Origin of the sequence: Brochothrix sp. (genome assembly GCF_017549435.1) — a bacterium.
GTDB classification, from domain to species: Bacteria; Bacillota; Bacilli; order Lactobacillales; family Listeriaceae; genus Brochothrix; species Brochothrix thermosphacta.
Window position 1 is genome coordinate 1 of record NZ_JAFYUW010000012.1, and the last position, 21,932, is coordinate 21,932.

22 protein-coding genes, 1 pseudogene and 1 riboswitch are annotated in these 21,932 nt (G+C 38.9%); of the genes and pseudogenes, 6 read left to right on the forward strand and 17 right to left on the reverse strand.

The features are described from left to right. A partial coding sequence (locus tag IKV95_RS00615; RefSeq protein ID WP_483296354.1) for a hydroxymethylglutaryl-CoA synthase family protein occupies nucleotides 1-587 on the reverse strand: 587 nt, incomplete at its 3' end. 235 nt (nucleotides 588-822) lie between these two features. Here IKV95_RS00615 and IKV95_RS00620 point away from each other — a divergent pair. Continuing rightward, on the forward strand, nucleotides 823-1,989 hold the full coding sequence (locus IKV95_RS00620; RefSeq protein WP_069125250.1) for a thiolase family protein: 1,167 nt from the start codon (nucleotides 823-825) through the stop codon (nucleotides 1,987-1,989). Nucleotides 1,990-2,012: 23 nt separating this feature from the next. Further along, on the forward strand, nucleotides 2,013-3,284 hold the full coding sequence (locus tag IKV95_RS00625; RefSeq protein ID WP_287451297.1) for a hydroxymethylglutaryl-CoA reductase, degradative: 1,272 nt from the start codon (nucleotides 2,013-2,015) through the stop codon (nucleotides 3,282-3,284). Between the two features lie 40 nt (nucleotides 3,285-3,324). Here IKV95_RS00625 and IKV95_RS00630 read toward each other — a convergent pair whose 3' ends face one another. From IKV95_RS00630 to gcvT, 4 genes are all read right to left on the reverse strand, one after another. Further along, nucleotides 3,325-3,555 (reverse strand): hypothetical protein, encoded by a 231-nt coding sequence (locus tag IKV95_RS00630; protein ID WP_029092259.1) that lies wholly within the window; start codon nucleotides 3,553-3,555, stop codon nucleotides 3,325-3,327. 68 nt (nucleotides 3,556-3,623) lie between these two features. Continuing rightward, on the reverse strand, nucleotides 3,624-5,084 hold the full coding sequence (gene gcvPB / locus IKV95_RS00635) for an aminomethyl-transferring glycine dehydrogenase subunit GcvPB (RefSeq protein WP_069118754.1): 1,461 nt from the start codon (nucleotides 5,082-5,084) through the stop codon (nucleotides 3,624-3,626). Then, entirely contained in the window at nucleotides 5,084-6,430 is a 1,347-nt protein-coding gene (gcvPA, locus tag IKV95_RS00640; RefSeq protein ID WP_069118755.1) for an aminomethyl-transferring glycine dehydrogenase subunit GcvPA, read from the reverse strand. The genes gcvPB and gcvPA overlap by 1 nt, the downstream gene beginning before the upstream one ends. Nucleotides 6,431-6,442: 12 nt before the next feature. Further along, on the reverse strand, nucleotides 6,443-7,534 hold the full coding sequence (gene gcvT, locus IKV95_RS00645; RefSeq protein ID WP_029092262.1) for a glycine cleavage system aminomethyltransferase GcvT: 1,092 nt from the start codon (nucleotides 7,532-7,534) through the stop codon (nucleotides 6,443-6,445). A gap of 112 nt (nucleotides 7,535-7,646) precedes the next feature. Then, nucleotides 7,647-7,736: riboswitch (glycine riboswitch) on the reverse strand. Between the two features lie 232 nt (nucleotides 7,737-7,968). Between gcvT and IKV95_RS00650 the strand changes: the two genes are divergently transcribed. Then, on the forward strand, nucleotides 7,969-8,952 hold the full coding sequence (locus tag IKV95_RS00650) for an ATPase, T2SS/T4P/T4SS family (RefSeq protein ID WP_436627784.1): 984 nt from the start codon (nucleotides 7,969-7,971) through the stop codon (nucleotides 8,950-8,952). Continuing rightward, nucleotides 8,888-9,907: a competence type IV pilus assembly protein ComGB gene (comGB, locus tag IKV95_RS00655; protein WP_287451298.1), complete on the forward strand. Its 1,020-nt coding sequence runs from the start codon at nucleotides 8,888-8,890 to the stop codon at nucleotides 9,905-9,907. The genes IKV95_RS00650 and comGB overlap by 65 nt, the downstream gene beginning before the upstream one ends. Nucleotides 9,908-9,961: 54 nt before the next feature. Here the strand turns inward: comGB and IKV95_RS00660 are convergent, their stop codons facing one another. The 10 genes from IKV95_RS00660 to IKV95_RS00705 form a co-directional block, all read right to left on the reverse strand. After that, nucleotides 9,962-10,162 (reverse strand): hypothetical protein, encoded by a 201-nt coding sequence (locus tag IKV95_RS00660; RefSeq protein WP_069126261.1) that lies wholly within the window; start codon nucleotides 10,160-10,162, stop codon nucleotides 9,962-9,964. After that, complete coding sequence (locus IKV95_RS00665; RefSeq protein ID WP_081312136.1) at nucleotides 10,146-10,595, reverse strand: prepilin-type N-terminal cleavage/methylation domain-containing protein; 450 nt, start codon at nucleotides 10,593-10,595, stop codon at nucleotides 10,146-10,148. Before IKV95_RS00665 ends, IKV95_RS00660 begins: the two co-directional genes overlap by 17 nt. Next, a complete protein-coding gene (locus tag IKV95_RS00670) occupies nucleotides 10,531-10,857 on the reverse strand; it encodes a type II secretion system protein (protein ID WP_069128710.1) in 327 nt (108 codons plus the stop codon). The genes IKV95_RS00665 and IKV95_RS00670 overlap by 65 nt, the downstream gene beginning before the upstream one ends. Beyond that, a complete protein-coding gene (locus IKV95_RS00675) occupies nucleotides 10,826-11,299 on the reverse strand; it encodes a prepilin-type N-terminal cleavage/methylation domain-containing protein (RefSeq protein ID WP_287451299.1) in 474 nt (157 codons plus the stop codon). The genes IKV95_RS00670 and IKV95_RS00675 overlap by 32 nt, the downstream gene beginning before the upstream one ends. Beyond that, complete coding sequence (comGC, locus tag IKV95_RS00680; RefSeq protein WP_029092268.1) at nucleotides 11,256-11,558, reverse strand: competence type IV pilus major pilin ComGC; 303 nt, start codon at nucleotides 11,556-11,558, stop codon at nucleotides 11,256-11,258. The genes IKV95_RS00675 and comGC overlap by 44 nt, the downstream gene beginning before the upstream one ends. A gap of 155 nt (nucleotides 11,559-11,713) precedes the next feature. Further along, nucleotides 11,714-12,949 carry a peptidase U32 family protein gene (locus IKV95_RS00685; RefSeq protein WP_069118762.1) on the reverse strand — a complete coding sequence of 412 codons (1,236 nt, stop codon included), beginning with the start codon at nucleotides 12,947-12,949 and terminating at the stop codon, nucleotides 11,714-11,716. Nucleotides 12,950-12,961: 12 nt separating this feature from the next. Beyond that, a complete protein-coding gene (locus tag IKV95_RS00690; RefSeq protein ID WP_029092270.1) occupies nucleotides 12,962-13,882 on the reverse strand; it encodes a peptidase U32 family protein in 921 nt (306 codons plus the stop codon). Between the two features lie 212 nt (nucleotides 13,883-14,094). Further along, nucleotides 14,095-15,060, reverse strand: coding sequence for an ROK family glucokinase (locus tag IKV95_RS00695; RefSeq protein WP_029092271.1), 966 nt, complete (start codon nucleotides 15,058-15,060; stop codon nucleotides 14,095-14,097). Continuing rightward, nucleotides 15,045-15,266, reverse strand: a complete 222-nt coding sequence (locus IKV95_RS00700) for a YqgQ family protein (protein WP_029092272.1) — start codon at nucleotides 15,264-15,266, stop codon at nucleotides 15,045-15,047. Before IKV95_RS00700 ends, IKV95_RS00695 begins: the two co-directional genes overlap by 16 nt. 18 nt (nucleotides 15,267-15,284) lie before the next feature. After that, nucleotides 15,285-16,814: a rhomboid family intramembrane serine protease gene (locus IKV95_RS00705; RefSeq protein ID WP_069134632.1), complete on the reverse strand. Its 1,530-nt coding sequence runs from the start codon at nucleotides 16,812-16,814 to the stop codon at nucleotides 15,285-15,287. Nucleotides 16,815-17,087: 273 nt separating this feature from the next. Between IKV95_RS00705 and IKV95_RS00710 the strand changes: the two genes are divergently transcribed. Together IKV95_RS00710 and argH are read left to right on the forward strand one after the other, a co-directional pair. Beyond that, nucleotides 17,088-18,302, forward strand: a complete 1,215-nt coding sequence (locus IKV95_RS00710) for an argininosuccinate synthase (RefSeq protein ID WP_069118766.1) — start codon at nucleotides 17,088-17,090, stop codon at nucleotides 18,300-18,302. Then, nucleotides 18,295-19,674, forward strand: a complete 1,380-nt coding sequence (gene argH / locus IKV95_RS00715) for an argininosuccinate lyase (RefSeq protein ID WP_069126256.1) — start codon at nucleotides 18,295-18,297, stop codon at nucleotides 19,672-19,674. The genes IKV95_RS00710 and argH overlap by 8 nt, the downstream gene beginning before the upstream one ends. A gap of 147 nt (nucleotides 19,675-19,821) precedes the next feature. Here the strand turns inward: argH and IKV95_RS00720 are convergent. Beyond that, nucleotides 19,822-19,914 (reverse strand): annotated as a pseudogene (locus IKV95_RS00720) (SDR family NAD(P)-dependent oxidoreductase); the annotation flags it as partial. A 207-nt stretch (nucleotides 19,915-20,121) separates the two neighbouring features. After that, on the reverse strand, nucleotides 20,122-21,504 hold the full coding sequence (locus tag IKV95_RS00725; protein WP_029092277.1) for an L-cystine transporter: 1,383 nt from the start codon (nucleotides 21,502-21,504) through the stop codon (nucleotides 20,122-20,124). Between the last annotated feature and the right edge of the window lie 428 nt (nucleotides 21,505-21,932).

The window sequence follows — 21,932 nt, forward strand, 5'->3', positions numbered from 1 at the left end:
ACAACAGCTGTTTCAGAGTAAAGAGGACGCCAAAAATCCATAATATCTTCTGTCATGTAGACATTGTCATTATTAAATGCTAAACAACGTGGATTAGCAGTGACTAACATCGCTACTGCCCCTGCGCCTTGCGTTGGTTCACCTGGTGTTGATAAACCATAACGCGCAATATCTGATCCAATCACCAATGCTTTTTTATCAGGATGCGCTGCGACGTGATTTTGCGCATAACTTAATCCTGCTGTCGCTGCATAACATGCCTCTTTAAATTCAATTGCACGCGCATGTTTAGGTAAACCTAACAAACGATGAATATACACTGCCCCTGCTTTCGAGTGATCGATGCCTGACTCTGAGGCAAAAATGACCAAATCAATCGCCGCGATATCTTCTGGTGTTAATAGGTTAAGCGCTGCATTTGCTCCCATTGTTACTGCATCTTGGCTTAATGGGGCGAAGCCCATTTGATCTTGCCCAATACCAATTGTAAACTTGTTGGGATCAATTTCACGCGCTTCCGCTAATTCGACCATATCGACATAAAAGGCTGGCGTGTAAAAACTCATTTTATCAATACCTATTTTCATTGTGGACACCTTTTTCTTAGTTTATTTTTTGTTTGTGAGTATGTCCTTAGTCTATTAAAAATTCGACTTAAAAACAACTGATTTGAGCGTTTTTCCTGAATATTCTTTATTATTCTCTCTAAATGTCACAAATTTTGTAAGCGGTAACGTAAAATACCCCCTTTTCTTTCGTATTATTGTTTTAAAATGCTATAATAACAGGGCAATTACTACGTATTACAAAAGGAGACTTCCCATGAAAGATATTGTTATTGTTAGCACTGCTCGTTCACCTATTGGAAAATTTGGCGGTATGTTTAAAGACGTTTCTGCTGTTGAACTTGGTTCAAATGTAATCAAAACGGCATTACAACGCGCAAACATTTCTCCTGAGAGTGTTGATCAAGTTATATTAGGCAACGTTTTACAAGCCGGACTTGGTCAAAATCCTGCACGACAAGCCGCAATACACGCCGGCATCCCTCATTCTGCACCTGCGATGACGGTTAATGAAGTATGTGGTTCTGGGCTCAAAGCTGTCATTCTTGGTCGACAAGCGATTCAATTAGGCGAAGCAACAACTGTTGTTGTTGGCGGTACTGAAAATATGACGCAAGCCCCCTTATTGCTCAATCGTTATGACAAAGAGGCTTTTGCACCTGAAAAATTAACTGATAGTATGTTTTTTGATGGTTTAACAGATGCGTTTGGCCATTATGCGATGGGCATCACTGCTGAAAATGCAGCAGATCACCATCATATTACACGTGAGCAGCAAGATTTATTTGCTTACGAATCACAACAAAAAGCAGCAAAGGCACAGCAAGAAGGCCTTTTTGATAAAGAAATATCACCTGTTACCTTGGCAGATGGAACGGTTGTCACACGTGATGAATCCATTCGACCACAAACAACTTTAGAAAAATTGAGTACCTTGAAGACTGTCTTCAAACGTGAGGGATCAGTGACAGCTGGTAACTCTTCAACGATTAATGACGGTGCTTCAGCACTCGTATTAATGGATAAAGAAACAGCGATTGCACAAAACATTCCTTACCTTGCAACGATTAAAGCCTCTGCTGAAATTGGCATGGATCCTGCAATGATGGGATACGCGCCCTTTTATGCAGTGAACGCCTTATTAGAAAAAGCTGATCTTTCAATTGACAAAATTGATTTATTTGAATTAAATGAAGCTTTTGCAGCACAATCATTAGCCGTTGTTACAGATTTGAAAATTCCAGCTAATAAAATAAATATCAATGGTGGTGCAATTGCTTTAGGCCATCCAATTGGTGCTTCTGGCGCACGTATTTTGACAACATTGATTACCAATCTTGAACAAACAAATACACACACAGGTATTGCTGGTCTTTGTGTTGGTGGCGGTATCGGCCTTGCCCTTCTCGTTACACGCGATTAAATGAAAAAAACGAGGTGAATACTATGGCAAAATTTTATCAACAGTCACTCGCTGAACGTCACGCGACATTAATAGCAGAACAACGCCTTACAGCAGCACAAATTGAGCAACTTAAAGCTGCGGCTATTATTGCCCCTGAGGTTGCAGACAGTATGATTGAAAATCAAATTGGACAATTTCCGTTACCACTAGGACTTTCTTTCAACTTTCTTATCGATGAAACATCTTATGTTGTTCCAATGGTAACTGAAGAACCTTCTGTCATTGCAGCAAGTAGTAATGCTGCAAAAATCGTGCAAGCCAATGGCGGTTTTACAACAACTATTCAAGAACGTGCCATGATTGGACAACTCATTTTCACTGATGTATCCGATTACGAAGCGGCTATCTTATTAGTTCAAGAAAAAGAAGCGGCACTCATCGAGATTGCCAATGCTGCTCAGCCATCACTTGTAAAACGTGGAGGTGGCCTCCGTCGCATAGAGACACGCATCATTACGGATGATGATCATCAACCCGCTTATTTCACGGTACACCTTGTAGTTGACGTTCAAGAGGCAATGGGCGCCAATATGATGAACACTATCCTCGAAGCGACGGCTACACCGCTTAAAGAATGGTTGGACAGCGCTGTTTTAATGCAAATACTGAGTAATTTTGCAGACACCTCTTTGGTTACTGCAACTTGCCGTATTGAGCCACACACTTTAACAACCACTCGTTTTGAAGGAGAATGGTTGGCAAAACGCATTGCAGAAGCTACTCGGTATGCGCACCTCGACCCTTACCGTGCAGCAACGCATAACAAAGGCATTATGAATGGTGTTGACGCTGTCGTGCTGGCTAGCGGGAATGACACACGTGCAATTGAAGCGGGAGCTCATGCCTTTGCTGTGAGAGATGGACGTTACCGTGGCTTATCAGACTGGAAGGTTGCAGCAAATGGCGATTTAGTGGGACAACTCACTCTACCGTTACCCGTTGGTTCAGTTGGCGGCGCAATCAGTGTCTTGCCCTTGGCACAATTAACACAACAAATTTTAGGTATCTCAACAGCTAATAAACTGGCGCGTGTGATTGTATCAGTCGGGCTTGCTCAAAATTTAGCGGCTTTAAAAGCGTTGGTGTCTGAAGGGATTCAAAAAGGGCATATGTCCTTACAAGTTAAATCGTTAGCCCTTTCTGCTGGCGCTACTGAAAGTGAATTACCATTAGTTGTTGCAGCATTATTAGAAAATAAACAATTAAATTTAGAAAATGCGCATACGATTATTGCACAACTTCGCCAAAAATAAAAAATCACGTCCCCAGAAAGGGACGTGATTTTTTGTGCTCTTACAAATAAAAACTAACAATTACTAATAAACTGGCGCTAAAACTGATGACTCCCCACTCAAAATGTCGCATACGTAATTCTCCTACACATACTACAATGGTAATAATAAGAAATAGAATCAACCATCCCACAGGATAATTAAGTCCAAAGCCATCGTGCACCACATCTATTAGAAAAAGAGAAAATAACAGTAAGTAGGTCACGGCTAAAAAGCCTTTTAATTTTGTCATCGTGCACCTCTTCTATGAATATCTGTTATTTTATCCTTCATAATTTAAATAACTTTAGTCTTTTAATGTTAGTCTAATGGCCATACAATTTGTGGTTTACGCGCTGCCATTGCTTCATCTAAACGATGAATATAAGTTGTATGGGGTGCTTCTTGAATAATTTCTGGGTTCTCTTCTGCTTCTTTCGCAATTTGAATCATGATGTCACAGAAGTTATCTAAGGTTTCTTTTGATTCGGTTTCGGTCGGTTCAATCATCAACGCTTCTTCCACAATTAATGGGAAGTATGTTGTAGGTGGATGAATACCAAAATCAAGTAGACGTTTCGCAATATCTAATGTGCGGACACCTAATAATTTTTGGCGACGTCCACTTAACACAAACTCATGTTGGCACGGTCCTTCAAATGGTAAATCATAGTGTGGTTTCAAACGTGCCATAATGTAGTTAGCGTTTAAAACAGCATTTTCAGTGACTAATTTCAAACCGATAGGTCCCATTGTACGAATGTAAGTATAAGCACGTACATTAATGCCAAAGTTACCATAAAATGGTTTCACGCGTCCGATAGATTGTGGACGATTGTATTCAAATACAAATTTATCTGCTTTCTTAAGCAGTACAGGTTTAGGTAAGAACGGAATCAAGTCGGCTTTAACACCTACAGGTCCAGAACCTGGTCCACCACCACCATGCGGTCCAGTGAATGTTTTATGCAAGTTCAAGTGAACCACATCAAAGCCCATGTCACCAGGACGTGCTTTACTCATAACAGCGTTTAAGTTCGCACCATCATAATAAACTTTACCGCCTACTTCGTGAATAACGTCAGCAATTTTGACAATATCTTCTTCGAACAAACCAAGCGTATTCGGATTTGTTAACATCAATGCCGCTGTCGTATGATCAACCACACGACGAAGGTCATCCACATCGACCATACCTTTATCATTCGATTTAACGGTGATGACTTCGAATCCGGCAACTGCTGCAGAAGCTGGGTTCGTTCCATGTGCAGAATCAGGGATGATCACTTTGGTCCTTTGTGTATCTCCATTAGCAAGATGGAAAGCACGAATTAACATCAAGCCTGTCCACTCACCGTGTGCACCAGCGGCTGTTTGTAAGGTCACTTCATCCATACCCGTAATTTCTTTCAAGCTCTCTTGTAAATTATACATTAATTCCATTGCACCTTGAACTGTGTTTTCAGGCTGAAGCGGATGAACATGGGCAAAACCATCTAGTCTTGCAGTCACTTCATTCACCTTTGGGTTGTATTTCATCGTACATGAACCAAGTGGATAAAAACCTGAATCGACGCCATGGTTATGGTTTGATAAGCGCGTATAATGACGAATTAAATCTAATTCGGCAAGTTCTGGCAATTCCGCAGGTGTTTGGCGGATGTTTTCTTCACCAAGAATACTTGTAATATCAACAGTTGGCACATCAAGCGGCGGTAAACTATAGCTAATGCGGCCGGCTTTTGTTTGTTCAAAAATTAACGGTAACGTTTCAGTTGTCATTATTTAGCCACCTCCAAAACTTTGATAAAACGATCAATTTCTGTTTTTGGAATTACTTCTGTTACAGCAATTAACATTTGATTATCTTTTCCAGCATAATCACGGCCTAAATCATAACCACCGATAAAGCCTTCTTCAATCAACAAATCCTGTAAATCTGATACTGGTTTTGAAAATTCAACCACAAATTCATTAAATTGACGTGCGCCATAAGTCACATTAAAACCTTTTTCAGCAAACTGTTGACGTGCATATTGAGCCTTTTGGAAATTCAATGTTGCTGTTTCAACAAGGCCGTTTTTACCCAATGATGCCATTGCAATACTTGAAGCTAGAGCATTTAAAGCTTGATTTGAGCAGATGTTTGATGTCGCTTTATCACGACGAATATGTTGCTCACGCGCTTGTAACGTTAATACAAAACCACGTTTACCATTTTCATCTGCCGTTTGACCCACCAAACGACCTGGTACTTTACGCATTAATTTTTTAGTCACAGCGAAGTAACCACAGTGCGGTCCACCAAAGGCTTCCGAAATACCGAACACTTGCGTATCACCCACAACAATATCAGCGCCAACTGCACCAGGTGGTGTTAATAGACCTAACGCTAATGGATTAGATGAGGTGATAAATAACGAATTGTTATCATGCGCTAAGTCTGCAAATACCTTTATGGGCTCTACTTGTCCTAAGAAGTTAGGATACTGAACGATGACAGCTGCAGTATCATCCGTTAACAACGGTTTAAGTGCTTCTACATCTGTAATCCCATCTTGACTTGGTGCAATCACAACATCCACACCACGCCCTTCACAATACGATTTTACAACGGCTTGGTATTCAGGATGAACAAGTTCACTCATGACAATTTGCGAACGTTTTTTCACGCCTGCAGCTAGTGCAGCTGCCTCACCAAGAGAAGTCCCTCCATCGTACATTGACGAATTGGCAATATCCATACCGGTAATGCGAGCGACCATTGTTTGAAATTCAAAGATTGCTTGTAATTCGCCTTGAGAAATTTCAGGCTGATAAGGTGTATACGCTGTGTAAAATTCAGAACGTGAAATCATGCTATCAACGACGGCCGGAATTGCATGCGTATAAACACCTGCCCCAAGAAATGACGTATGGGTTGTTGTCGTTACATTTTTAGAAGCAAGACGTGATAACTCACGTACCAAACTATTTTCATCTGCGGCGGCTGGTATTTTCAAATCACCTTCAAAACGAACACTCTTTGGAATAGGTGAAAATAATGCCTCAACATCAGGGACACCTATTGTATCCAACATTTCTTTTTTATCAGTCTCTGTAAGAGGTAAATAACGGTATTGGTTCATTTTCTCTCCTCCTTAACGGCTACGTTTATAAAACGTTTTAGGTACTTTAACAGCATTTAACAAGCGTTTTCGTACTTGAATTTCAAATGTTTCTTCTTTGAAAACATCATGGTTGACCAATGCTAGCGCAATGCTCTTTCCTAAGGTTGGTGATTGTGTCCCAGTAGTAACTACACCTACTTCAACTCCATCTTTCAACACAGGATAACCATGTCGCGGCACACCTTTATCAACTAATTCTAAACCGATAATACGACGCATTTTACCTGTAGCTTTTTGATCAATCAATGCTTGCTGACCAATAAATTGAGGCTCTTTATCTAATTTGACTGCGAAACCTAAACCTGCTTCTAGAGGTGAAATTGTTTCAGAAATTTCTTGCCCATATAATGATAAGGCAGCTTCAAAACGAAGTGTGTCTCGAGCCCCTAAACCAATCGGTTTCACATCATCTAATCGTGCAAAAAATTGCCATAACTCTAAGGCAGCTTCACTATTCATATATATTTCAAAACCATCTTCCCCTGTATATCCTGTGCGTGACACAATCACTTGATGACCTTCAATCATAACGTTCCCATCAAAATAAAATGGTTTCATATCATCAATAGGACGATCTGCATAACGTTGGACAATCGCTACTGCATGAGGCCCTTGGATTGCTATTTGTCCATATTCATCTGACACATTCTTTACTGTTACGTCAAAAGCATCAGCATGACTAGCTAACCATTGATAATCCTTTTCTGTGTTTGACGCATTCACAACTAGTAAATAATTTGTTTCTGAATGACGATAAACAATTAAATCATCTACACAACCACCATCTTCATAACACATAATGTTATATTGAGCTTGATTATCAGACATTTTACTTAGATCATTTGATAACAATTTTTGCAAGAAAGGTAGTGCATCATTGCCTCTTACTGTAATTTCACCCATGTGAGAAACATCAAAAAGCCCCGCAGCTTCGCGCACTGCTTGATGTTCTTCTTTTATCCCACTAAATTGGACAGGTAATTCCCATCCTCCAAAATCAATTGTTTTGCCGCCAAATTCACTATAACCCGCAAAAATCGGCGTGTGTTTTAACTCACTCATGGCTATGTCCCCTTTCAAAAGTTGCTTATTCTTCGCACAGAACAAAAACAAGGACGCACAAAAAAACTGTGCGTCCCTGTTTTCCTGATCTTACATCAGAATTTCAGAGGCGTAACACGCATCGATCCTTTTGCCTGAGAGTTTCATGAGGATTCATTTGCCCCTTCGGCGATGCTTGCGCATTCTCTCGCGATACGTTATTCCACTAAAAGTATTTCTAACACTTCAATAATACCATATTCATAATTGTTCGACAATACTTAACATTTAGTTAATTCAGCAAATATTAAACGCTTACTATTTATTAAAGGTGAACATTTAAGGTAATTTGTCTGTTTAAAGTTCGCTTTTTAGATAAAAAGGACATTATTTGTACATGTCGAATAGGTAAGTTAACAAAATACCGAGGAGGTCGTCTTATCGATATCGCCAAAATCTGTAACAATCTAATTACAATGGCCTTAAAAAACAAGTACAGCGATATTCATTTCACTCCTAAAACGACCCATTACGCGCTTTATTTCCGCTCAAATGGAACACTTTCTTTTTTACAGAAGCTTCCACTTGAAATTTCTGAGCGTTGCATTACCTTTTTAAAATATAATAGTGGTCTTGATATTGGTGAACAACAACTTCCACAAAGCGGTCGTTATGAGTGGCCAGAGCTGACCGGAGTTTCAATTCGCATTTCTGTCATCCCTAATTATCGCTCATTGCCTTCATTAGTACTGCGATGTGTGTCACCTGTTCATCAATTACCGCTTGCACTTTTTCAATATCAGGAAGCAAAATTAAAAGATTTAATCGCTCAGAAAAGTGGCTTACTACTTTTCAGCGGTGCAGTCGGAAGTGGTAAAACAGCAACGATATACAGCTTGTTAGAATATATCTCCCAAAAACCCTATAAAAACATCTTAACCATTGAGGATCCTGTTGAAATCCCCTCGCCTTTTCTCACTCAGTTTCAAATCAATCAAACTGCCGGCTTTTCTTTTGACGTTGCCTTACGTGCTACTTTACGGCATGACCCTGACATCCTAATGATTGGTGAAATACGCGATAGTGAAACAGCTAAAATGGCGCTTCGGATGGCCTTGACGGGTCATCTTGTCGTCGCAACCATTCACTCCTCTCATTCACTTGGTGTTCTTTATCGTTTAAAAAACCTTGGATTACCACCAACAGATTTAAAACAAGCTTTACTCGCTATTATTTCCCAAAAATTTGTCCCGATACAACACCACTTGGTACAACGCGCACTAATTTATGAAATACTCACAAAACCTGGGTTAACTTCTGAAATTTTATCCGATCGGCTCACCTTTAACGCTTTATACCAGAAGGGAGTTCTGTATGGCTTTATTCCAAAAACAACGGACAAAAAAATTCCAAGCGCTTTTTCTCCAACAGCTGAGTGATTTGCTGCATAACGGTTTAGCACTGGATCACGCCTTAGCTTTTCTCACACGTATCCATCCGCAACAAGCTATTTTCTTTGCTAGTTTAAAAAAAGAACTCACAAACGGCGCCAGCTTTGATCGGTGTTTAGATACATTACATTTCCCGGCTATTATCTGCTCACAGTTACACTTTGCCCAAACGCATTTACAATTTACCGAAACGCTCAAAAACTGTGCCGAGGGGTTAAATTTCCAATTGCAACAAACACAATTTATTCGCCGCTTCATCCAATATCCTGCCGTTCTTTTTGTGCTACTTAGCGGTGTTATTTTAGTTTTACAAGCTTTTGTCGTCCCTCAGATTGAAATGTTGTTCATACACACAAATGCGCCGCCTCCTGCAATTTTTAACCTTTTAAAATATGCCCATTTTTGGTTATTAGGTTCTGTGTGCATCACATTGCTTCTTCTCTTTTTTTTCAAACAATGGCTACAACAAAAAAACGCCTATCAACGTGCACTATTTTGGTGTCGCTTTCCTCTAACACGCAGACTCATGCCTTATTATTACACTCATTTATTTGCCCGTGAATTTGCACTACTTATCAAAAGCGGCCTCTCATTACAAAAAATCCTGAAGCTGAGCAGTACTTCACATTATGGATTATTCAACCACATTGCGCGTCACATCAATAACGGCTTATTACAAGGGCTTCCTTTTGCCACACTTTTAAAAAATCACCCCTTGTTCCTACCTTTACTAGCAATTGTCATCCAACACGGGGAAGCAAGCGGCTTTTTGTCACAGGAACTAATGGCCTGCCATCGTTATTGTGAACAACTCCTCAAACAACGGTTGCAGAAAATTGTCGGTTTAATTCAACCCTTGTTATTACTGTTAGTGGGCGGTTGTATTATTATCATTTACCTGAGTATCATGTTGCCATTATTCGAAACAATTGAATATATTTAAAATGTAAAAAAAACGTTTGCCTTAGCCCCTGTTTCTCGGCTAATATGCAGACGTTTATTTTTTTAACAACTGATTCATTTCTTTGAGTCCTTTTTTTATTTCTGTGTGATATTTTTTAGTCAATTCAGATTGTGCTGTTCGTTCAATCCGAGCAAGAGATACAATACCTACAATAATAAGTGAACATAATAAAATACACCCAATAGCATAAACATAAACAAAACCGTTACTGTTTCTTTTACGTTTTGATTTCATATAAGCCACGCCCTTGCTTAACCAAAAACCAATGAATCGTTGTTTTCTTTTTTTCAAAATAACTATCTTTAGAAACAATATCATGCAACAAAGTAATATTTCCCCCGTTAGTTGCTTTTAACATTAACTTATCATTTTTCAATGTGAAAGTAAGCGTCTCAGTATTTTCAAGTTGCCATTTCATCGTTTTTGCAGATAAATCAATTTTTTTAACCGCTTGTTTTTCTGTTTGTAAATAGAGCACTAGCATGTGCCATTCCATATCTGCTTGTCGTTGTAACCACCGTTCATGAACTTGTGTAATGCCAAACATTACGCTTACTGCCACCTTTAAAAAAACGGGTAATAATATTAATGCTATCAGACATTCAACGAGTGTGAAGCCATTCTTTTTCAACTTTTTGCTCTGTTCCTGTCCATCGTACTGTTCCATTTTCCACCTCGATTTGCCATTGCGCGCCTATTTTATTTATCTGCCAACGATAGTCCTGTTTATCAATTTGCATCACTCCTTTAGATTCAGTTGCTTCCCCTAATTGTTGCAACATAACTGCTAAAAGCTGATTATCCATTTTCACGTCATTTAAACTACGTTCACTGATGACAAATAATCCAACAAACATGCTGGCACATAAGATAATCAACACGAGCGCAAACAACTGTTCAATCAATAGGAAACCGTTCTGTTTTTTCAATGCGTATTCGCCCCCATTTAATATGCATTATTAGTCGATAAGTGAAATAGTTATCCTCAAAAACAAGTGTATTAAACTGATTAACTTCGCCGTTTGAATTATAATGATAACGTTGCTTTGCCACTTTTACTTTTAAATCACTGTACTGTTCTGCAAAAATATTTTCTTCTACCGATACGACTCTTTGTTCTTGTTTCACTAAATCATACAACACAAACATATCACGCTGATCAGTGAGTGCTTTTATCTGAGCATACTGATGGTGTAATATACTGCGTTTCAATGAAAATTGCGCTGACATTTGCGAACGTATTTGTTCACCTCCATGGATTGTAAAACCAACCATCATCGTTACAATCACCAACACTACTAAAACCTCCAACAACGTCATTCCTTGCTTACTTAATACTGACATTCCCATTAGTTGAGATGATAATTTCACGTTGATCTGCACACTGATTTTGTCCCACTTTTAAATAGCCACGTGCTATTAGTTGTTCCATCGTAGGAACGTTTCCATCATCCATTTGATATGCCATCACCTGATTTTCAATCATTTGACGTTGTGCCTCGCACCCCTTACCTTGTGCAGATTCAGTGTGTTGCATAACATTTGGGAGTATCAATAATAACAATGCTGAAATAATAATTAACACAATTAACATCTCAATGAGTGTAAACCCATTCTTTTTTCTACGCATCTCTCCTCCTCCTCTCCCTTCTTATTATTGTTTTTGCCGCACTAATAGCTCTCCTTTCAATCGGCTAAGTTTGAAATTTGCGGCCTCTACCTCATTTATAAGCACCTCTTTGCGAACAAAAAAACTCACCCAAGTTGGGTGAGTTTTAGAGTAAATTATTTCTTTTTACGAATCATATCGCCCGGACTCACTGGTTGTGAAACGGGCATATAAACGGTCATCATCGCATTGGGCGCTCGGTCAATCACTTCGTTATCTTCATTGCGCATACTTGTAATGATTTGTGAAAAGTGTTTGAATCCTGGGCCGTAAAACTCGACTTCGTCTTCTACACTAAAGGCATTTCGTTGTTGCACAGTTGCTATTTTAGTTTGTTCATCATAGGCTAACACTTGCCCTACAAAGGCATAGACCGGTATCTTACGACGCGGTCCAAACAACTGCTCGTTTTCTGATGGTCGTTGGTAATAAAACCCACTGGCTAATTCACGCTGTGCCACTTTCCATAATTCATCAATCCATTCTTGCTTACAGATATAATTTTCCGGATCTGCCATATAACTATCAACAGCCGCTTTGTAAACATTAGATACAGTTGATACATAATGAATCGATTTCATTCGTCCTTCAATTTTGAAGCTGTTCACTCCATTTTGAATCAGATCAGGAATGTGTTCAATCATCGCCATATCGACTGAACTCATTGAAAAGGGTTCAACCTCAGTTCCTTGTGAGGTTAATGAACGTCGCTCTCCTGCCATTGGTAAATCAAATAAATCATATTTCCAACGACACGATTGCGAACAACCACCACGATTAGCATCACGTTTCGACATATGGTTTGATAAAACGCAACGACCTGAATAAGAAATACACATGGCACCATGAATAAATGCCTCAATTTCAACATCCGTGTTTTCACGCATCTTCGCTATTTCTTCCATTGATACTTCACGTGCTAAAACAACACGCTCTAACCCTTCATCCTGCCAATAATTCAACGTCTCATAGTTAGTCGCTGAGGCTTGAGTTGATAAATGGACAGGTAACCCTGGCGCATCTGTAATACAAATTTCAATCAAAGCAGGATCCGATACAATCACAGCTGAAATCCCAATATCACGTAATTCTCTAAAAAAAGCGCCCGCTCCAGCAGCATCACCTTCGTGCGTGACCATATTGGCAGCAACATATACTTTTGCTTGATGTTCTTTGGCGTATGCAACACCTTCACGCATTTCATCGTAGGTGAAGTTTCCAGCACGAGAACGTAAGCCATAGGCCTCTCCACCAATATAAACAGCATCTGCACCATAATGAATAGCTGTTTTTAATTTTTCTAATGTTCCTGCAGGTGCTAAAACCTCAGGTCTAATTAATTCTTTTTTCATACTGACACACTCCTATTTCACTTCTTCGGGATCCATTAAGAAGAATCCAGTATCGATGCTACGTTCTTGTGGATGTAATACCTGCAATTGGCTATCAAATTCAACTAAATGTTGTTCAGTTAATTCGCCTTTTTCTAGCAGTTTTTTCACACCAACGAATAATTCTGCAATTGCTACAAAAGCTGATTCTGATACAAACAAACCGTCTAATTTCCACGATGTAATATTGATGGCGCTTAAACGATCCATATAGCCCATCAAATTGACATCATGATTCGCAAAAATATGCGTACCATTCACGTCTTCATAAATTGAATACTGTGTATCTTTTTTACGCGGCTCTGAGATAAACAACCCTCGTTCTTTACCAACTGATTCATCTGTCTTAACGTAATTAAGATAATTTTGAATGAGTGGTCGTCGCGATTGATGAATACAAGCAGCACCATAGACTAAAAATGTCGCAGGAACTTCTAATGCTGGTGTTAGTTTAACAAGTTCTTCGTATGGGACTTCATGAGCCAACATACCACCCACAGCTCCACGTTTTGCCCAAAAATTAATTTGGCGTGCACTTACTACCATTGTTTGTGCATCATAAATATAAGGTAGCGCGTATTCAGGTTGCTTCATTACCTGAAAAACACCAGGGTCTCCTGCCATAATTTCATCTACACCGATTTTCTTTAAAAAGGCTAGATAATCAGGAATCGCTTCCATTTGCTGATTATGCATCAAACTATTAACCATCACACAAACTTTCGCATCGTATGTATGCGCTAACTTCACTAATTGTTCTTGTTCTATTCGATTGAATGACTGCCCTAATCGTAAACCAAATTGATCTTCCCCAAATAAAAGTTTATTCACACCGGCTTTTAACAACGCCTCAGCTTGTTCCAACGATTTAATCGTTGTGCTGATTTCTATCATATTCAGTTCCTCCTCGAGTTACAGCTTCTACTTGTTCAGTTTAACAAAATGCCTTCCTTTCAAACAGAGTAATAACCAGAATAGCATAAAAAAAGTAGTAATTGTGACTATATTTTGTACATATATTACCCTAAATACAAAAAAAAGCTTATTTTCGTCGCGAGCGACAAAAACAAACTTTTTATAACTTTAATTTTTAATCATTTAGAAGATTAGACTTCTGTTAACACTAATGAAGCGGCACCGATCATACCTGCATCATTGCCTAATGTTGCTAATGAAATTTTCGTACTGTGTTTCACTGTGCTGAAAACATTTTTTTCAAACTCATCGCGAACAGGATCTAAAAGAATATCGCCTGCTGCTGAAACACCACCACCGATAACAATGCATGCTGGATTTAAAATATTACCAATATGACTTAAGGCAAAACCGAGGGCAGATGACACATAAGCTACAACTTCTTCTGCAAAAGGATCATACCCTTTGGCTGCATCAAATACATCTTTTGCTGATACTCGATTGTTCAATAAGACATCATCGCGTAATTTTGAGTTTGCTTTTGATGTGGGGGCTTTATGGCGTGCAACATGCATAACGCCTGTTGCAGAAGCAATTGTTTCTAAACAGCCACTTTTACCACACGTACAAGCAAAGCCATTTTCACGCGCAACAGTGACATGTCCAATTTCGCCACCTGCTCCTGCAACACCACGAACGATACGGTTATTCGCAATAACACCACCACCAACACCTGTACCAAGTGTCACAAAAACAACGTCTGGTTCACCGCCACCCGCACCTTTCCATGCTTCACCTAATGCTGCAACGTTTGCATCATTGTCTAAAAAGACCGGTAAACCTGTTAGTGCTTGAAGCGACTTACTGATTGGCTGCACAGTTGTCCAATTAAGGTTGAATGCATTAACAACCGTTCCATCCGTATAATTGATTGAACCAGGCGTTCCCATTCCAATACCTGTGATATCACTTTTAGAGAGCTTTAATTCTGCCAGTTTCTCATTTAATGAATAGGCGATATCACCGACGATATGTGAGCCTGCGTCACTAATATTTGTTTTAATGGACCATTTTTCTTCAATCTCACCTTTAGTACTTACCACTGCAAATTTAACGGATGTCCCACCGACATCAATACCTATTAATTTTTTAACCATACGCCTATTCCCCCATTTTCTTCTTCACGCAAGGCACCAAGTAGTACCAGTCGTGCAGATGCATATTCTTTTGAATCAATTAGCTTATGGTCCCATAATTCTGTCACTTCAGCCAACATCATTTGTAAGCTAGCTGTGCGGTTACCGACATAAATAAAGGCACCAAATTTTTTCAATAGTTGTTGGACATCGTAAACGTTATTCATTGCTAAACACTCCTCACCTTATTTGGCTGTGCGCAATTTATCATACAGATCCTTATATGAGGCGACATTACTTTGTTCACTTGCTTTTTTAGCTGCAGAAGTCGCTTGTTTTAACTGACCTTCTGCTTGATAGGCTAATGCAAGGTTATAATACGCTTCTGGAAACTGTGGTTCTTTCTCAATTGCCGCTTGATAATTTGCAATTGCCGCTGTGGTTTGATTTTCTTTCAACAATAGATTCCCCGCAAAAAAATCGCTTACATTATCATTATAGTTATTTTTTTGCATTACGCCAATGACTTTTTTTGCTTCAGCTGTTTTACCATGTTCCATATAATTGACTACAACTGAGTTTCCCGTGTCAGGGTTAGTGCTTTGATTCACATTGCGGAACCCGAGCATGATGAAAAATCCGATAATCACTAGGGTAATTAGTGTATATCCCCAGCGTTTCCAATCAAAGTATTGGCCTTTAATCGCTACGATATAGGCAGCTAATAAACCACCAATTAAACCACCGATATGGGCATATTGATCAACACTTGAGACCACAAAACCGTAAACCAAGTTAATACCTAAAAGTAATAATACATTGACACCTAGCGTTTTCCAGTAAATTTGTGGTTTTTTAATAATAAGGTACAACAAAGCACCGAACAAACCAAAAATTGCACCACTTGCACCGGCAGATAAACTGTCAGAGTATACAAAACTTGCTATAACACCTGTTAAACCAGAGACAAAATAGATGATGAGGAAGCGCCAGCCTCCAAATATTTTTTCAACCATCGTCCCTAGAATAAAGAGCGATACCATATTCATCAACAAATGTGTCATTCCAATGTGTATGAACGCCGGTGTAATAAAACGCCACCATTCACCTGCAACAATCAATTCATTAACTTTCGCGCCAAACAAAGCTAATACATACGTATTTGTGCTTCCGCCCATTAAAGTCATCGCTAAAAATACTAACGCATTCATTGCAATTAACACATACGTCCATAAGAATTGATCTTTCCATGTTTTCTTCACAGGCGCTTTTACATTGACACTCATATGCGTCACCATGTTCATTTTCAATTTTTCAATTTCCATTTGTGTTTGCGCTTCAATGGGTAACAGTTCCTTACTTCCAAAAACAAAAACATCACTTAACTTATCGATGTCTTCTTTTTGTGTATCCGTTGCAATCACATAATTATTTACTAAAATCGCTTTATCTTTGCTTTCCTTCTGATAATTATAGGCGCCACTTTCACCTAAAGGTTTTTCAGATAAATAGATATTCGTCAATTGCAATTTTGGACGATTCAATTCTTTGCGGAATTGGTTCATCACATTAACCATTTGCTCAAAATCACGTTCAACAAGCACTTTCCAAGTGACGTCTCTTTGTGAGATTCGAATAATTGGGTTTTGTTTATTTTTCTGATTTTCAAGCCATACTTCTAATTCTTCTTCATTAAAATGAATAATTCGATAGCCCTCATCAATAACTAAATGGGATGTGGTATACCAAAAAAGATACTCTACTGATATTTTCACTGTTATTCAAACACTCACTTTCTTATCTAAACTCTCAACAGTATCATACCAAAAAATCGCCCTTTATACCAAAACATCCATTCCAAACAAACACTTTTCTAAGAATTAACTTTCTTTTTTTATACACAGTCGTAACAGTAGCTTATATTTATACATGAAAAAGTTGTTTTAACTAATATTTATACATTTTTAACTTGCATGTTAATCGCCTAAGCGTTATGATGTATGTATAAATATAAAAACAAATAGTATATATATACAGGAGGAGTTCATATGAAAGAGAAGGTAGTTTTAGCTTATTCAGGCGGTTTAGATACATCGGTAGCAATTAAATGGTTACAAGATAAAAATTATGATGTCATCGCAGTTTGTTTAAATGTCGGCGAAGGGAAAGATTTAGATTTTGTAAAAGAAAAAGCCTTAACAGTTGGTGCAATTAAATCAATTGTTTTGGATGTTGTTGATGAATTCATTAACGATTACGCCTTAATCTCACTGCAAGCTCACACTTTATACGAAGGCGCTTATCCTTTGATTTCTGCTTTAAGCCGTCCCTTAATTGCTAAAAAACTTGTCGAAATCGTTGAACAAGAAGGCGCTGTTGCTGTTGCTCACGGTTGTACGGGAAAAGGGAATGACCAAGTTCGTTTTGAAGTTTCTTTCCAAGCTTTGGCTCCGAATATTAAGGTATTGGCTCCTGTACGTGATTGGAAATGGTCACGTGAAGAAGAGATTGAATACGCTATTCAAAATGATATTCCCATCCCAATTAACTTAGATAATCCTTATTCTGTTGATCAAAACTTATGGGGACGCGCCATTGAATGTGGTGTTTTAGAAGATCCTTGGGCTACACCACCTGCTGGTGCCTATGAATTAACAATCCCTGATTTAGAAGATGCTCCTGACCAACCAGAAATCATTGAGCTTTCATTTGAAAAAGGGGTGCCTTCTGCTCTTAATGGCCAGACATTCACTGCAGCAGAAATCGTTGCACAACTAAATGACATTGCTGGTAAACATGGTGTTGGTCAAATTGATCACATTGAAAATCGTGTGGTAGGTATTAAATCACGTGAACTTTACGAAGCTCCGGGGGCAATGACTTTGATCACAGCACATAAAGCACTTGAATCAATTACCTTAATTCAAGAAACGGCTCACTTTAAGCCTACTGTTGAATTACAGTTAACTCAAATGATTTATGATGGTCTATGGTTCAACCCTTTAACAAAAGCTCTGATTGCTTTTATTAAAGAAACACAAGAAAACGTAACGGGAACTGTTCGTTTGAAATTATATAAAGGACAAGCCATTGTTGTCGGTCGTAAGTCACCCGTTTCACTTTATAACGAAAACCTTGCAACCTATACTTCTGAAGATACATTCGACCAAGATGCAGCTGTTGGCTTTATCAAATTATGGGGCCTTTCTACTAAAGTAAATGCCGAAGTACAACTTCACGCAAAGAGTACTGTCCATGAGTAATGCTAAACTGTGGGGTGGACGTTTTCAAGCTACCAATGAGGAATGGGTCGATTCCTTTGGTGCTTCGATTTCGTTTGATCAAGCACTCGTTTTAGAAGATATTCAAGGTAGTTTAGCTCACGTTAAGATGCTTGGCGCAACAGGAATTTTGCCAGAAGCTGATGTCTCACTTATTACAGAGGGTTTACAGACTTTAATGGAACAAGCTAAAAATGATCAGTTGGTCTATACTGTCGCAAATGAAGATATTCATCTCAATATCGAAAAATTACTGCACGATTTGATTGGACCTGTTGCTGGAAAACTCCATACTGGACGTAGCCGTAACGATCAAGTTGCAACTGACATGCACCTCTATTTGCTGAAACAAGTGCCGCTTGCTACTGAATTAATTACAAAACTTCAAACGGTATTGATTGATTTAGCGGAACAGCATATTCACACTGTAATGCCAGGCTACACACATTTACAGCGTGCACAACCGATTTCATTTGCCCACCATTTGATGGCTTATTTTTGGATGTTGGAACGTGATAAAGGCCGATTTGAAGATAGTATCAAACGGATTGATTTATTGCCCTTAGGCGCAGGTGCCTTAGCTGGGACTACTTTTCCGATTGATCGCCATCTCAGTGCCGAATTACTTGGGTTTTCAAAACCGTATGCGAACAGCTTAGATGCTGTCAGTGATCGTGATTTTTCAGTGGAGTACCTGAGTAACGCGGCTCTTGTAATGATGCATCTTTCGCGTTTTTGCGAAGAACTGATTTTATGGAGTAGTGATGAATTTAAATTCATCGAGTTATCGGACACTTTCGCTACTGGTTCAAGTATTATGCCCCAAAAGAAAAATCCCGATATGGCTGAATTAATCCGTGGTAAGACGGGACGTGTATATGGTGATTTGGTGGGCTTACTAACCGTCCTAAAAGGATTACCTTTGGCATACAATAAAGATATGCAAGAGGATAAAGAAGGCGTATTTGACACTGCACATACATTAGAAGGTGCCTTAACAATTATGGCAGGTATGATTGAAACGATGACTGTTAATGTCGCGCATTTAGAAGCTACCACGAAACAGGATTTCTCTAACGCAACAGAACTGGCGGATTATTTAGCAGCGAAACAGCTACCCTTCCGTCAAGCGCACGAAATTGTGGGTCAGTTAGTGTTGTTTTGTATCCAAAATAATATTTACCTGGCTGATCTTAGTCTTGAAACGCTGCAAGCCGCGCATCCACTCTTCGAAGCGGATATCTTCACTGTCTTACAACCTGAAACAGCTGTAGCAAGACGTAATAGTTATGGTGGCACTGGATTTGAACAAGTGAAAGCTCAAATCCATGAAGCAAAAGCTTTGCTTGCTTAAAAAACACATAAAAAACCGCTGCTCCAAAGTAGATGAAAATCTACAGGGAGAGCGGTTTTTTTATTGTAAATTAATGGGTTTGTCGCCAGTTTTATATCGTTGTACCTTCAGCTTTTTTAAATGCTCGAAAAAAATTTTTTCATCGTCTCCATTTTGAGCCAATTCAGCAGCTATCGCTTTACCAATCCCTTTTGTTGATCCTGTTACCAATGCTGTTTTTCCATTCAAATTTAAATCCAACGTTTATCACTACTTTCACATGACTTTATATAATTGACTTATATAAAGTGATTGTACGCCACTAACGATTTTAAAAAACTAGCACAACACGACTACGAACTCGCATTTAGTGCCATTAAACTTGAAAAAAAAATCTAAAAAAAGAAACCAACTGCGGCAACATCTCCCACAGTGGATTTCTTAATTCTTATTTAAGCGCGACTACATTTATGCTGTGACAGCATCGTGCTCTTCGTTATCGGCATTTTCTGGATCAAAGCTGCCATCAACTTTACTTGTTACAACACCAGCTACCATTGAATCACTGACATTCAATGCTGTACGTCCCATATCAATTAAAGGCTCGACAGAAATCAAAACGCCCGCTAAACCAACTGGCAGATTCAATGCTGATAAAACGATGATTGCTGCAAACGTAGCACCACCACCGACTCCAGCAACACCGAATGAACTGATAGCAACTACAGCTATCACTGTTAGAATAAATGTCCACGAGGTCACATCTATACCTGTTGATACGGCTATCATAATTGCTAACATTGCTGGATAAATCCCCGCACAACCGTTTTGACCAATTGACAAACCAAATGAAGCTGAGAAGTTTGCAATACCACTCGGTACTCCCATTCGTTCTTGTGCAGCAACATTTAACGGCAATGCACCTGCAGAAGTACGTGATGTGAAGGCAAATGTCAACGCTGGCATTGCTTCTTTTAGGAATGTTTTTGGACTCATACCTGCGATACCAAGAATAGCGAGGTGAATAATAAACATCACTATCAATGCCACATAGGATGCGACAACGAATGTTCCTAATTTAGCAATTGCGCCTAAATCACTTGTTGCGGTTGTATTTGTAATAATGGCGAAAACACCATAAGGCGTTAATTGTATAATCATACGCACAATACGAATAATGATTGCGTAAAACGAATCAATTAATCTAGCGAAAAACGCTGCTTCTTTGGCTTGTTTTCCTTTTAATGTTGTATAAGCAATCCCGACAAACATCGCGAAGATAACGACACCTAATGTTGAGGTTGGGCGTGCGCCTGTAAAGTCTAAGAATACGTTGCTAGGGATAAACTCCACAATTTTTTGTGGTAGTGTCAGGTCAACTGAAGCGACCCGGTCTTGTAAATCTTGTGCACGTGCTAATTCTGTGGCACCTTGCGTAATACTACTTGCATCTAATTTAAATAATAACGCTGCTCCAATACCCACTGCAGCTGCAATTGCTGCTGTAACAACTAATACAACAATTATTGTTGTACCAATTTTAGCGACATTCGCTTTCAACTGTAGACGAGTAAAGGCTGCGACAATGGATACAAAAATTAAGGGTATGGCGATCATTTGCAAGAATTTGATATAACTATTCCCCACAAGACCTAACCAATCTGTTGTCATCGTTGTTATTTTCCCGGCTGAACCATAGCTGAATTGTAGTGCTAAACCTGCTAGGACACCTACTCCTAAAGCTGTTAATACACGTTTAGAAAAAGAAACACCTTTTTTTTGCATTAGGACAAATAGTCCCAAAATAATGGCTGCGATAACTAAGTTTATAATTACTAACGTGATTGTCATTTCTCACACTCCTATTTTATTCCGACTGGATTTATATGAATTACAGATTTAATCTTATCGTTTCAGTCGGCTTTTGTCAACCAGACGATTTATTAAGTGTTTAAAAAAAGAAACACTCCTACTTGGAGTGTTTTAAACTATTTAAAGAGTTGCTTAAAAAAATTAGTCATTTCGACTCTTAAAACCTAAATATATCTGTGTGAGCGCACTCACTTTTTCGCTAGAAGTTAAACGCATACCTTATGAAATAGCGTGATCTATCGCCCCCGATTGTTCGTTTCTCTTATGGTGTTGTCACATGCAGTTCTTCAATTGTCCACTGCCTGACGCCGAATACCGTCATCACCTGAACAGTAAACTGCGAGTGTTTCCTTTTCACTACGGCCACTAACCAACAATACTTTCTTTTAAAACTGTTATTTAGTTGT